9 protein-coding genes are annotated in these 13,840 nt (G+C 66.2%); 4 read left to right on the top strand and 5 right to left on the bottom strand.

Going from position 1 to position 13,840, the window contains the following annotated elements; all coding sequences use genetic code 11:
* The first annotated feature begins 2 nt into the window (after nt 1-2).
* Entirely contained in the window at nt 3-1,613 is a 1,611-nt protein-coding gene (locus CEK29_RS19640; RefSeq protein WP_094859083.1) for an AMP-binding protein, read from the top strand.
* A 10-nt stretch (nt 1,614-1,623) separates the two neighbouring features.
* Nucleotides 1,624-2,397 (top strand): GntR family transcriptional regulator, encoded by a 774-nt coding sequence (locus CEK29_RS19635; RefSeq protein WP_094803959.1) that lies wholly within the window; start codon nt 1,624-1,626, stop codon nt 2,395-2,397.
* Between the two features lie 57 nt (nt 2,398-2,454).
* Here CEK29_RS19635 and CEK29_RS19630 read toward each other — a convergent pair whose 3' ends face one another.
* From CEK29_RS19630 to CEK29_RS19620, 3 genes are read right to left on the bottom strand one after another with little or no spacing between them, the layout of a single operon-like run.
* The gene (locus tag CEK29_RS19630) at nt 2,455-3,552 is read right to left on the bottom strand and encodes a type VI immunity family protein (protein ID WP_094859082.1); all 1,098 of its coding nucleotides are present in this window, start codon (nt 3,550-3,552) and stop codon (nt 2,455-2,457) included.
* A gap of 10 nt (nt 3,553-3,562) precedes the next feature.
* Nucleotides 3,563-4,309 carry a VRR-NUC domain-containing protein gene (locus tag CEK29_RS19625; protein ID WP_094803955.1) on the bottom strand — a complete coding sequence of 249 codons (747 nt, stop codon included), beginning with the start codon at nt 4,307-4,309 and terminating at the stop codon, nt 3,563-3,565.
* Nucleotides 4,306-4,842: a PAAR domain-containing protein gene (locus CEK29_RS19620; RefSeq protein WP_094859081.1), complete on the bottom strand. Its 537-nt coding sequence runs from the start codon at nt 4,840-4,842 to the stop codon at nt 4,306-4,308. The genes CEK29_RS19625 and CEK29_RS19620 overlap by 4 nt, the downstream gene beginning before the upstream one ends.
* 287 nt (nt 4,843-5,129) lie before the next feature.
* On the opposite strand from CEK29_RS19620, the gene CEK29_RS19615 reads away from it, so the two are divergent.
* On the top strand, nt 5,130-6,209 hold the full coding sequence (locus CEK29_RS19615; protein WP_094859080.1) for a hypothetical protein: 1,080 nt from the start codon (nt 5,130-5,132) through the stop codon (nt 6,207-6,209).
* A gap of 152 nt (nt 6,210-6,361) precedes the next feature.
* On the top strand, nt 6,362-7,537 hold the full coding sequence (gene argE / locus CEK29_RS19610) for an acetylornithine deacetylase (protein WP_094859186.1): 1,176 nt from the start codon (nt 6,362-6,364) through the stop codon (nt 7,535-7,537).
* Between the two features lie 83 nt (nt 7,538-7,620).
* Here the strand turns inward: argE and CEK29_RS19605 are convergent, their stop codons facing one another.
* Nucleotides 7,621-8,037 (bottom strand): hypothetical protein, encoded by a 417-nt coding sequence (locus CEK29_RS19605; RefSeq protein ID WP_141218363.1) that lies wholly within the window; start codon nt 8,035-8,037, stop codon nt 7,621-7,623.
* A gap of 41 nt (nt 8,038-8,078) precedes the next feature.
* Nucleotides 8,079-13,840 (bottom strand): AIDA repeat-containing protein (locus CEK29_RS19600; protein WP_094859078.1); only part of this gene is annotated, 5,762 nt, incomplete at its 5' end.

Raw genomic sequence — 13,840 nt, 5'->3', positions numbered from 1 at the left:
GCGTGGACTTCTACTCGCTGCTTTCACGTCATGCCGAGTCGGCGCCCGGGCGTATCGCCTTCCGCGATCCCGAGCAAACGATCGATTACGCCGGCTTGCGGCGCGAGGTCGACCGCGTGGCTGCCTTGATGGCCTCGCAAGGCGCGGTGCGCGGCGATCGCCTGGCGCTGTGGATGCCCAACTGCCTTGCCTGGCTGGTGACGTTCCTCGCTTGCGCCCGGCTGGGCATCATCGTGGTGGCCGTCAACACACGCTTCAAGGAGCATGAGGTCGGCCAATTGCTCACGCGCGGGCAATGCCGGTGGCTCGCGTTCTGGCCGGCGTTCAAGGGCCTGCCCTTCGTCGACATCCTGAAGCGCGTAGACCCCGCGGCAATCTCCCGCCTGTCCGGCGTGTTCGTGGCGGGCCAGGCGCCGGATCTGGAGCCGCTGCGCGCCGAGTGGCCTGGCCTGTGCCTGACGGCGCTGTGCAACGAGGATGTGGTGCCGGGCGGCGCGGCGATCCCGGATCCTGGCCAGGGCGACGACGGAGCACTGGTGTACACGACGTCGGGCACCACCTCGGCACCCAAGCTGGTGCTGCATCGGCAGCGCGGGCTCACGCAGCACGGCAGGATTGCGGCCGAGGCCTATGGCACCTCGGCCGACAGCGTGGTGCTGCTGGCTGCCCCTCTGTGCGGCGCGTTCGGGTTCTCCACCATGCTGGCCGGTCTGGTGCCGGGCGCCACGCTGGTGTCGCTGGCAGTGTTCGATGCGGACACAACCGTTCGGCAGATCCGCGAGTATGGCGTCACGCACACCTTCGCCAACAACGAGCTCATCGGCCTGCTGCTGCAAGCCGCGCCCGCCGAGCAGCGCCCGTTTCCGTCGCTGCGCTATGTGGGCTACGCCAGCTTCTCGCCTTCGATGGACGATCTGCCCGAGCGCGCGCTGCAGGCGGGGATTCCGATTGCCGGGCTGTATGGCTCGAGCGAGCTCCAGGCGCTGGTGGCCGGCCAGCGGCTGGACGCGGACTGGCAGTATCGCCGGGTCGCGGGGGGCACGCTGGCCGCAGGCGACGCCCGCGTGCGTGCGGTCGACCCGGACTCGGGGGCGGTGCTGCCGCACGGCGCCATCGGGCAAATCGAGATCAAGGCGCCCAGTCTCATGAGCGAGTATCTGGACGACCCCGACGCCACCCGCAAGGCGATACGGGCGGACGGCTATTTCCGTACCGGTGACCTCGGTTTCACCTTGTCGGAGCACGCATTCATCTTCCAGGGGCGCGATGGCGAGCACCTGCGCCTGGCGGGGTTCCTGGTCAATCCGATGGAGATCGAGGCGTTCATCCGATCGATCGCGGGCGTGCAGGCGGTGCAGGTCGTGGGCGCGCAGCTCGGGGGCAAGATGGTGCCGGTGGCCTTCGTCATCCCGCAGCCCGATGCGACGCTGCACGAAGCGGAGATCATCCAGACCTGCCGTGCCGCGATGGCCAAATTCAAGGTGCCGGAGCGGGTCGTTCTGGTGGCGCAGTTCCCGATGGTGCAGAGTGCCAATTCCAACAAGGTGCAAAAGCACGCCTTGCGAGAGAAAGCGCAGGCCCTGCTCGACGAGGCGGCGCGCGCCAGGCCGTAGAATCCCGCACATGCCCAATCGCCCGAAATCCCCGGCCCTGCCCAAGGCCCACGCCTCCGAGGTGCTGTCACGCAGCAAGCAGCCCATCTATCTGCAGCTGGTGGCCGAGTTCCGCAGCAATATCGCACAAGGAAAATGGGCGCCGGGCGCGCAGATCCCCTCGCTGGAGGAGCTGATGGCGCAGTATCGCGTGGCGCGCATGACCATCCGCAACGCGATCGGCATCCTCGAAGACGAAGGCTACATCCGGCGCGGGCGCGGCATCGGCACCTTCGTGCAGGCCAAGATTCCCACCGTGGCCGAGCTGCAGATCCCGTCCAACTGGGACGAGACGGTGGCGCTCAGCGATGTGCTGGGCACCGAGAGCATCTTCGAACGCGCCGATGCCCTGGCCGAGCTGCCCGAGCTGGGCATGCACTACGACGGCGCCTTCGCTCGCGCATACCGTCATATGTGCCGCCTGCATGTGAAGGACGGCGTGCCGGTCTGCTATAGCGACGTGTTCGTGGCCGAGGATTTGTTCAAGGCTCACCGATCGGCATTTCTGAAGTCGGCGGCCGCCTCGGTGATCGCGCGGATTCCGGATCTCGCCCTGCACGCGGCGCGGCAGAAGATCACGATTGCCGGCGCGGGTATCGCGTCGGCGCGGGCCCTCAACATGACCGTCGGTGACAGCGTTGCGGAAGTGCGCCGCTATGCCTGCGACGCGTCGCGGCTGATCTACTTCGCGCGGCTGGAGTTTCCCACCAAGTTCGTGAAGCTGGAGTTCGACCTGCTGCGTTGAGCGCGGTGCGGGCCTGGCCTGGCTTGGCTTGGCCTGGCCCGACCGGGCCGCGCGTGTCTACAGCGCCTTGTCGAGCCGGTGCGCCGCGTCGAGCTTGGGCGTATCCAGCAGGCGCGCCTTCACGTCGAGCAAGGCATCGTCAGGCACATCGAAGCGCTGAATCCACGCTTCGCCCTTCAGACCGGTGAGGCGCGGTTCGCCCGCCGCGCTGGCCGCCAGATGCAGCCAGAAGTCTTCGCTGCGCACGGCCTTCAGCGCCGCGTTGGTCAGCACGTACTGCGGCGGTTGCCCGTCCAGCGCCACGGCGGCGATGTCGGGTTCGTTGCCCGCCTGGATCACGATGCCGGTGCCGTAGTCGTAAAACGCATACCAGTCGGGCGGGAGTTCCGAGCGCAGCGCGGTCAGTCCGCCCGCTTCGGTCAGCATGTCGAGATTGATCGCGGTGAGCCACGACACGGTCTTGAAGCGATTGGGCTTGAGGCGCGCCGCCGAGAACGCGGGCGAGCCGACGTCCACGCCGCGCGCCTGCTCCGACACGAAGGCCTCGGTCGGCTGATCGCTATTCCACTCGGACGGCGACAGCACGAAGCCGAAGCCGCCCTGACCGTGATGGGCGTCGAGCCGGTCGGCGCACATGACGAACAGCGCCTGGAATGCCTTGGGATGCTCGATCACGTCCGCGAGCGGCAGCGAGAAACGCATCACGTCGAGCTGCAGGCCCTTCTTGGCCATCCAGTCGGGCGCGGCGTTCACGTAAAACGAATACGGGCCTGCGTCGGGACGCTTCACGCCGCTGCTGTAGTGCAGATCGATGGCCTCGTCGCTATCGAGCGCCTTGAGCAGATCGCGCACCGCCGGGGCCTTGGCATAGGGCATGCACGGCGGGCCCGAAGGCGGCTCGCTGCGCCACAGCCAGGTGAGCTTATCGGTCGCGAGCTTCAGGTACGCGTCGAAACACTGCGCGATGGCCTCGCGGCGCTCCTTGGTATGGCCACCACTGAAGAACAGCGTGCCCGTGATGGCGATGACGGCGCCGACGTAATCGCGCGGGCCCTTGGACATCAGCATCGCGCCCGGAAACTGCTGCGCCTGCGCGTTCTCGCGCAGCGCGGCGGCATAGGCTTCGGGACTCATGTTGGGATCGAATTCGGTCATGGCGTCGGGCTCAAGGGGTGGCAGGCACCGGGGCAGGGCTGGGGCCGCGGCGTCCGGGCAGCGGCGGAACTCGGCCACGCGTGTACATCCTCAGCATTTCATAGAGGGCTTCGGCGATAGGCGCAGCATACTTGGTCTTTTCCGCGGCCTCCGCTTCGCGCCGTTCGACTTCGCCGCAGTCGCACTCCGATGACTCGAGCAGCACCACTTTTTCGGGGTTGCCGGCAATACGGGTGTACGCGGCCATCTGGCCTTCGCCGGGCGTGTCGTTCGGAAACTTGATCTCCACCACCATGCGGATGTTGTCCTGCGTGGGTGGCGCCTTCGGATCGTTCACGATCACCACGTCCGGACGCCGGATCATGCCGCGGTTGGGCTTGAAGGGCGGCCGCTCTTTCTCGGGGTCGTCCCAATACTTGCGGATCCAGCCGGGCAGCCAGTTGTGCGCACGCGAGGGATCGGTGGCGTCCATGATGGGCTCGGGCGGCTCCTGCGACATGTCGTAGTTCACCTCGGGCTTGTACGGGCTCGTGCCATACAGCGTCTCGTCGAGCAGCTTGAGCCGGCCCGAGCAGCAGACCTGATTGAGACTGCGGCCATCCTTGCCGATACCCGGCGCGGCCTGACATTTGCAAATGGCACTGCACAGCACCGATTGATCGGTGGGCGATAGCTGGCTCAGTCCGGTGCCCGCGGGCGTGGTCGTGCCGGGTCCGCCCGAGGTCCCGCCACTGGCGTTGGGTGCGCCGTCACTCATGCTTCATCTTCCTTCGGCGGGGGCAGCAATGTCAGCGAGAGCATGTCCGGCGAGTCGCCCGTCACCCAGCTCGTATGGCCGTTGGCATCTGTCTCGCCCTCGACCGTGGCGCCGTTCATTGAGCTGATTCGATACGCGCGGCCAGCCACCGGCTCGCGGCTGCTGTCGTCGATCACCTGAAAGCGCCCGCGGTAGGGGGCGGTCTCGTCTTCGCCGGCTTGGTACTCGGTACCCGGCCCCGCGTTCGACGCGCCGCCGCCCGCGCCCGCGGAGGGCGCCTCGGTCCAGAAGTGCTGGCTCGCGATGAGGGTGGCGCCGCAGGCGGTGCGCATGCCCTCGAGCGCGAGCCATTGCGCGCTGCCCGTGGACTGCGTGCCCTCGACGATGGGGTAAGAGCCTTTGCATTTGGGGCACGACGTCATGTCGCCCTTGCGCGCGGCCAGCTGGCCAAAAACGTTGAGCGTCGGGTCGCCGGTCACGACCGTGCCGCCATGGCTTGTCTTGTCGCCGACCCTGATCACGGCTTTTTGCACGGCTCGCGCCCTCTTTGGCTACAGGCTGAAAAAAGTGGCCGTAGTGTATCCGCGGCTCGACGCGCCGCAATCACAAGGTCGTGAGCGTTTTTTACCAAAGCGGACAAGCTGTGCAGCATGGCGCGCCGGTTCGTATCGGGTGGGGCGTGGGCGAGGCAGGACAGCAGATGACGATAAGATGTCGGCTGTCCCGGCCGCAGCCCAGGCGCCCCGGTCTTGCGAGACCCGACGCGCGCAGCCTCCGGGGCGACACGCCCGTCCCTCTGCCAGTCCACAAGGAACGAACGATGCCGCTTACCTCCGCGCTGATGCGCGCTTGCCTGATCAGCCTTTGCGTCCATGGCGCCGTGCATGCCCAGACCGAGGCGCCAGCCGAAGCTGAACAAAACAAGTCACGCGCCGAGCTATGGGATGAAGGTACGGAGCGCCAAAGGGCCTGGGCCGACGAGTTTCTGGGCGATACCCGCGAGATGGGCATGGCGTTGCTCGTGATCCCCACCATCAATCTTGATGCGCAAGGGCCACGCAACTTCGATGATCCTTCCGTGCGCGCGGACTTTGTGCGCCAGCGCAGCATGAAGATGCGCTGGCTTCATCACGTGAACGAGCACAATGCCATCTCGGTCGGCTACGGCAAGCACAAACGCGAAGCCTGGGATACCGGCCCGCTGTTCCAGATGACCGACGGCGCCATTACATACCAAATGATCGCTGTGCAGCCGGGCCGATATCGGCTCGCGCGCATCACGTACATCCAGCCAGGGATGCGAGAGCCCGCGCCTCATGACAAGCCGGCCAGCCTCTCCCTGGATAAGGCCGGCGTTGCCGTCCTCAATGAGTTCGACATGAAGGATTACCGCAAGACAGGCCACTGGTCTCAGGCCATGAAGCGCGATGACGGGATGGGGACCGGTTGCCCGCTGGTGCTCCGGGTGGGCGACGGATGCACGGAAGAAGCGCGCGAGTTTCGCTGGGGCATGAGCGCGCGCAGCGCCGTCAAGGGCGGCGCGGCCGAGGTCATCGAGATCCCCGCCATCGATGCGGAACTCACGTTCTCGCCCGTCGCGGAGATCACCCTGGCCGAAGGCGACGTGGTGCTGACCGACGGGTTTGTGCTGCCGGCCGATCAACCCAAACTCGCGGAAGACACATGCCAGGTCCTCGCGAATGACCTGATGTGTTCGCTGGACTCGTTGACCGTCGAGCGCCTCCCGGCGAGCTTGAAGTCGTTTCGCCAGGCCACGGGGCTCAAGGCCTACGGCATGACGAAGACCGAAGCCGCGTTACGCAATCTCGTTTATCGCGCGCCCAAGATCCACGCCAAGCCGGTCCCGGGCGCGTCGCCCAACCTGCTGCGGGTGGAGTAGGGCACCGCTTGCTGTGTGGCGACGGTCCGGGCGCCTCGATCATGCGGAAGACGTCGCATGTGCATGCGCTGGCGGCATTACACTGCAGCCCACCTGCTTACGCCAACCCGCCTTCCGCCGCCGCGCTCGCCGTCTTTCTTGAAGAGACCTTCATGTCGCAACCCATTCCTTCGACCAGCCTGGACCTGCTGCGCGAGTTGATCGCCTTTCCGTCTGTCTCGCTCACGCCGAACGCCGGTCTCATGGCGCGCTTGCAGGAGGTGTTGGCGGCCGCCGGCATCGCGTCGCGGCTCGTGCCGGATCCCCAGGACCCCAATCGCTGCAATCTCTTCGCCAGTGTTGGGCCGGGCGATCAGCCGGGCATCATGCTGTCCGGCCACACCGACGTCGTACCTGTCGTGGGCCAGCCGTGGACCTCGCCCGCCTTCGAGGCGACCGAGCGCGATGGGCGGATCTATGGCCGTGGCGCGGCCGACATGAAGGGCTTCGTTGCCTGCGCCGTGATGGCCATGGTGCACGCCGCGCAGCAGCCGTTGAAGCGGCCGCTGCAGTTGGCGCTGTCGTTCGATGAAGAAATCGGCTGCGTGGGCGTGCGGCACCTGCTGCGCGCGCTCGAAGGCCTGAACCCCGCGCCGTCGCTCTGCGTGGTCGGCGAACCTACGCTGATGAAGATCGGCACCGGTCACAAGGGCAAGGCGGCCTATCGCGCACTGTGCTGCGGACAGGCAGGGCATTCAGGCCTCGCGCCCAACTTCGTGAACGCCATCCAGACCGCGGCCGACTTTGTCGCGGCACTGCGCGATGTACAGCAAGACCTGGCCGCGCACGGCGCGCGCGAGGAGGGCTACGCGATTCCGTATTCCACGGTGCACGTGGGCACGATCCGCGGCGGCACGGCGCTCAACATCGTGCCCGCCGAATGCGAGCTCGACTTCGAGATCCGCAACGTCGCTCAGGACGAACCCGCGGAGATCCTGGCGCGGGTGCTGGAACGCACGCAGTCCCGCATGCTTGACGCGAATGCCTCGCCCGAGGCGGCGCTGCCGGAAGTGCAGGTGGTCAATACCTATCCGGGCCTGTCGACGCCCGACGACGCGCCGGCCGTGCAGTTGCTCGCCTCGCTGCTGCCACCGGACACCACGCTGACCAAAGTTGCGTTCGGCACCGAGGGGGGCCTGTTTCGTCAACAATGGAACGAGACCGCCGTGCTGGTGTGCGGCCCGGGCAGCATCGAAGTGGCGCACAAGGCCGACGAGTACGTCGAGATATCCCAGATCGAGGCCTGCGATCGCCTGATGACGGGGCTGGTCCAGCACCTCTGCGGTTGAGACATCGAGGCATAGCGATGCCCGCGCCGGTGGCGCGTGTCGCGGGAGGCCGCAACACGCGCCAGGCGTTACGCTCGACGCGCCTATTTGCGATTACGCACCGGCTGGAAGTTCAGCGCGTACGTGTTCGGCTGGGCGGTCGGCACGAGGGTGTAGCGCACCGTGAGCGCATCCGTGCGCATCAGCGTTTGCTCATCCACCAGCGTCACGCTCGCTTCGCAGGTCAGCGCCGGTTTCGCGGCCTTCGCCTTGCTCTTGTTTTGGCCGTCGGCCGACTTGACGTCGTGGAAACCCATGCGAATCGCGTTGTCGAGCGAGTTGGCCGACCGGATGGTGTTGGCAAGCATCTGCAGCACCGGTTGGTCTGCACATTGCGGCTGGTACATCGCCTCGGGCGTGGCAGCCTCTTTCGTTGACGAGGGCGCCGCCGCCGCATTCGATCCGATCGCCGCGAGGACGACTGCCAGGGCACCGATATGGAGTGATTTGAGTCGATTCATGGTGTTTCTAAGTCAAGTGAATAAAAGGGTTTGTCAGGAGTTCAGAACTTGATCTTGATGCCGATCCGCGCCGTCACTCCTTCTGATTTGGCACCATCGATAGAGCGCTGGTAGCCCACCGCTCCATTCAGGCTCCACTTTTCGTCGATGCGGGTTTCGAGGCCCACGCCGACTGCGACGGACGTTCCACCGAAGTCGGCGGCTGTCCGGCTGTTGGTAACGCCCGGCTTGCTGAACTCGACGTTCTGCTTGCCGTTTCGATGCCAGAGGTCTGTCGAGAAGGTGACCTGCGTGGCGCCTTGCTGACCTTGGGGCGACCAGCCGAACTTCATGCCCAGGCGCGCACTGACGTTGTCGTCAGAGTTGAGTCGCGCCTTGGTGTCACCCGCCAGGCCCACGGACTTGTATTGCTGGTTCTGGTAGATCACTTGCGCCTGCGGTTCGATCGACACCGTGGGGCTGAGCAGGAAGGTCTTGCCGACTTCGACGCTGGCAGCCGTGCCCGATCCGCGCACGGTGGCGGAGTCGGAACCACTGACCTTGCCCTTGTTCAGGCTCGCCTGTGCCGCGGCCTTGACGTAGGCGCCCGACGGCGCGCGGTGCTCAACGTGCGCACCCGCGACCGATACGTTCTGCCGCAGGCGGGCGGTGAGGGCATCGTCGATGCCGCCAGCCTTGCCATGCGCGTCACCGTCTCCGGACAGCAGGGCGCCATAGAGGCCGGCACGCGTGAGGCCGCCGTCACGGTTCTGATGGCGCCAGATGTCGACACCGCCAGTGATGCCGCTCATGGAAGCCTTGTATTGCGGCGCGGTCTCACCTGACCCGCTGGCGTCGACGCTGCGATGCATCACGCTCATCCAGCCGCGCGGCTGATCGAGCGAGGGTGCAGCCCCCAGCCCGGGACGATCGGTGGCACGCAGCATGGCTTCGCGCGTCATGATCGAGGTCAGGTCGAGGGTGGACGCCAGCGAGGCCGCGGCCGGGCGATACATGAGCGTGCCCGGAGCCTTCTCGGACGAGGACGTCAGGTACCAGTTCTGACCGGTTCCCTTGGCATCCTGGGCCTTGAGACGGTACTCATAGGCGCCGGCGTACACCGGGTCTTTGAGTGCGAAGCCGTCGCGGGTGGTGCCCGCCGTCGTATCGGCGCCGTTCTTGGCTTCGACAACCAGCAGGCCGTCGCCCTGCGTCTGTGCGCCCAGGCCTGCGTAGTTGCGAATGGCCAGGAACGTCTTGCCGGTGACCTTGCCGCCATCCACGGTCAGGCGATCCCCTTGCACGCTGCCGTCGGAGAGCACCTGGTTGAGGATGAGGGTGCCGCCGTCGCCGGCGAGTGAGCGAACGGTCAGGTTCTTGGGCGCGAAGGTGCTAGCCGGCGCCTGGAAGTCGATCGTGCCCGACAGGAACAGGTCGCGCAGTTCAGAGTTGCCCGTCATCGTCCACGTGCTGCTGCGGTCGATGCTCATGTCGGCGGGATCGATGACGCCGGTGAGACGGCTGCGCGTCAAGCGGATGAGACCGGTGCTGGTGTCGCGATAGAGCAGGTTGCCGGCGAGCGTGGAGTCGATCACATCGACATTGAGCTCGCTGCCGTTCTTGGCTTCGACCAACACCTTGGACGTTGCATCGAGGCTGACCTGATCGAAGACAATGTGGCCCGTCTTGGTGGCATCCGCCACAAAGTAGGCGCCTCCCGTGCTTGCGCTGGCGCCGTTACGGAACAGCACCGTGCGGACCCCGCTGGAGCCGCGGAGCGTGACCAGGTCGCCGTCCGCCGAGTACCGGCCGCCGTTGAGGTCGAGCGTGCCGTCTTCGACGGTGAAGCCCTTCGCCTGATCGATCGTGCCGGTCAGGGTCTGCGTGCCGCCGCCCGTCTTGGTGATGCCGCCGGAGCCCGAGATGTCACCGCCAAAGCTATCCGTGCCATCGCGATGGAACTCGAGATTGCCGTGATTGGTGATGTTCGTGCCCGACAGGTGGCCCCCGTCCTGAATGAGGGTGTGACCTGCCAACGTGCCGCCCGACGACACGTTGAGCGACCCGCCGTCGGTGACGGTGGTCCCGCTTGCCGCTGCGCCGGAGTCCACGGTCTGGCGGCCTCCCGAGCTCACCACCGTGCTCGTCGTCGAACCACCAGAGCTGACGTTCTGTTGGCCGCCGTTCGAGACGTGGGTGTCCGAAGCGCTGCCACCGTCGCTGACGTTGTGGGTGCCGCCCGAGCTTACGACCGTGGAGGTCGCGCTGCCGCCGGAGCTGACGGTCTGCGTGCCGCCGGAGCTGACGACGGTGCTCGTCGCGGAGCCGCCAGAACTCACGGTCTGCTGCCCGCCATTCGACACTTGCGTGCCGGAAGCGTTACCGCCCGAGCTCACGTTCTGCGAGCCGCCGGAGCTGACCACCGTGTTGCTGGCCGTGCCGCCACTGCTCACGGTCTGCTGACCACCATCGGAGACCTGCGTGTTGGACGCATTGCCGCTGACGTCTTGATTGCCGCCACTGCTGACAACGGTGGAGTTGGCATTGCCGCCCGAACTGACGGTTTGTGTACCGCCGGAGCTCACCGTGGTGCTCGTCGCCGAGCCGCCAGAGCTGACGCTCTGCTGACCGCCATCCGACACCTGCGTGCCGGAAGCGTTACCGCCCGAGCTCACGTTCTGCGAGCCGCCGGAACTGACCGTCGTGTTGCTGGCCGTACCGCCACTGCTGACGTTCTGCTGGCCACCGTCGGAGACCTGCGTGTTGGACGCATTGCCGCTGACGTCTTGATTGCCGCCACTGCTGACGACGGTGGAGTTGGCATTGCCGCCCGAACTGACGGTTTGGTTGCCGCCGGAGCTAACGACGGTGCTGGTGGCCGAGCCGCCAGAGCTGACGGTCTGCCGCCCGCCGCTGGACACCTGCGTTCCGGAAGCGTTACCGCCTGAACTCACGTTCTGCGAACCACCGGAGCTGACGGTCGTATTGCTGGCCGTGCCGCCACTGCTCACGTTCTGCTGGCCACCATCGGAGACCTGCGTGTTGGACGCATTGCCACTGACGTCCTGATTGCCGCCACTGCTGACGACGGTGGAGTTGGCGTTACCGCCCGAGCTAACGGTTTGGTTGCCGCCGGAGCTAACGACGGTGCTCGTGGCCGAACCGCCAGAGCTGACGGTCTGCCGCCCGCCACTCGACACTTGCGTGCCGGAAGCGTTACCGCCCGAACTCACGTTCTGCGAGCCGCCGGAGCTGACCGTCGTGTTGCTGGCCGTACCGCCACTGCTGACGTTCTGCTGGCCACCGTCGGAGACCTGCGTGTTGGACGCATTGCCGCTGACGTCTTGATTGCCGCCACTGCTGACGACGGTGGAGTTGGCGTTACCGCCCGAGCTAACGGTCTGCGTGCCGCCGGAGCTAACGACGGTGCTCGTGGCCGAACCGCCAGAGCTGACGGTCTGCCGCCCGCCACTCGACACTTGCGTGCCGGAAGCGTTACCGCCCGAACTCACGTTCTGCGAGCCGCCGGAGTTGACCGTCGTGTTGCTGGCCGTACCGCCACTGCTGACGTTCTGCTGGCCACCGTCGGAGACCTGCGTGTTGGACGCATTGCCGCTGACGTCTTGATTGCCGCCACTGCTGACGACGGTGGAGTTGGCGTTACCGCCCGAGCTAACGGTTTGGTTGCCGCCGGAGCTAACGACGGTGCTCGTGGCCGAACCGCCAGAGCTGACGGTCTGCCGCCCGCCACTCGACACTTGCGTGCCAGAAGCGTTACCGCCCGAACTCACGTTCTGCGAACCACCGGAACTGACCGTCGTGTTGCTGGCCGTGCCGCCACTGCTCACGTTCTGCTGGCCACCATTGGAGACCTGCGTGTTGGACGCATTGCCGCTGACGTCTTGATTGCCGCCAGAGCTCACGACCGTGGAGTTGGCATTGCCGCCCGAACTGACGGTTTGGTTGCCGCCGGAGCTGACGACCGTGCTCGTGGCCGAACCGCCAGAACTGACGTTCTGCGAGCCACCGCTCGACACTTGCGTGCCAGAAGCGTTACCGCCCGAACTGACGTTCTGCGAGCCGCCAGAACTGACCGTCGTGTTGCTGGCCGTGCCGCCACTGCTCACGTTCTGCTGGCCACCGTTGGAGACCTGCGTGTCGGAGGCGTCGCCGCTGACGTCTTGATTGCCGCCACTGCTGACGACGGTGGAGTTGGCATTGCCGCCCGAACTGACGGTTTGGTTGCCGCCGGAGCTGACGACCGTGCTCGTGGCCGAACCGCCAGAACTGACGTTCTGCGAGCCACCAGAACTGACCGTCGTGTTGCTGGCCGTACCGCCACTGCTCACGTTCTGCTGGCCACCGTTGGAGACCTGCGTGTCGGAGGCATTGCCGCTGACGTCTTGATTGCCGCCACTGCTGACGACGGTGGAGTTGGCGTTACCGCCCGAGCTAACGGTTTGGTTGCCGCCGGAGCTAACGACGGTGCTCGTGGCCGAACCGCCAGAGCTGACGTTCTGCGAGCCGCCGCTCGACACTTGCGTGCCAGAAGCGTTACCGCCCGAACTGACGTTCTGCGAGCCGCCAGAACTGACCGTCGTGTTGCTGGCCGTACCGCCACTGCTCACGTTCTGCTGGCCACCGTTGGAGACCTGCGTGTCGGAGGCATTGCCGCTAACGTCCTGATTGCCGCCGGAGCTGACAACCGTGGAGTTGGCGTTACCGCCGGAGCTGACCGTTTGCGTGCCGCCGGAGCTCACCGTGGTGCTCGTGGCCGAACCGCCGGAGCTCACGTTCTGCGAGCCGCCAGAACTGACCGTCGTGTTGGTGGCCGAGCCGCCAGTGCTCACATTCTGCTGCCCGCCGCTCGACACCTGCGTGCCGGAAGCGTTACCGCCAGAGCTCACGTTCTGCGAACCGCCGCTGCTGACGGTCGTGGAGTTGGTGTTACCGCCGGAGCTGACAGTTTGGGTACCGCCGGAGCTCACCGTGGTACTCGTCGCCGAGCCGCCGGAGCTGACGTTCTGTTGCCCGCCGCTCGACACTTGCGTGCCAGAAGCGTTACCGCCCGAACTGACGTTCTGCGAACCTCCCGAACTGACCGTCGTGTTGCTAGTCGTACCGCCACTGCTGACGTTCTGCTGGCCACCGCTGGAGACCTGCGTGTTGGAGGCGTTACCGCTGACGTCTTGGTTGCCGCCGCTGCTGACCACGGTGGAATTGGCGTTACCGCCGGAGCTGACGGTTTGTGTACCGCCCGAGCTAACAACCGTGCTTGTCGCGGAGCCGCCAGAGCTGACGGTCTGCTGCCCGCCGCTCGACACTTGCGTGCCGGAAGCGTTACCGCCAGAACTCACGTTCTGCGAGCCGCCAGAGCTGACGGTCGTGTTGCTGGCCGTGCCACCATCGCCCACGTTCTGCTGGCCGCCGCTGGACACCTGCGTGTTGGAGGCATTGCCGCTGACGTTCTGCGAACCGCCGCTGCTGACGGTCGTGGAGTTGGTGTTGCCGCCGGAGCTGACGGTTTGCGTACCACCCGAGCTCACCGTGGTGCTGGTCGCAGAACCGCCGGAACTCACGTTCTGCTGGCCACCGCTGGAGACCTGCGTGTTGGAGGCGTTTCCGCTGACGTCTTGGTTGCCGCCGCTGCTGACCACGGTGGAATTGGCGTTACCGCCGGAGCTGACGGTTTGCGTGCCGCCCGAGCTAACAACCGTGCTTGTCGCGGAGCCGCCAGAGCTGACGGTCTGCTGCCCGCCGCTCGACACTTGCGTGCCGGAAGCGTTACCGCCAGAACTCACGTTCTGCGAGCCGCCAGAGCTGA

Source organism: Bordetella genomosp. 5, from assembly GCF_002261475.1.
Taxonomy (GTDB): domain Bacteria; phylum Pseudomonadota; class Gammaproteobacteria; order Burkholderiales; family Burkholderiaceae_B; genus Bordetella.
The sequence above is the reverse complement of the archived record's forward strand: the minus strand, read 5'-3'. Positions and strand labels throughout refer to the sequence as shown.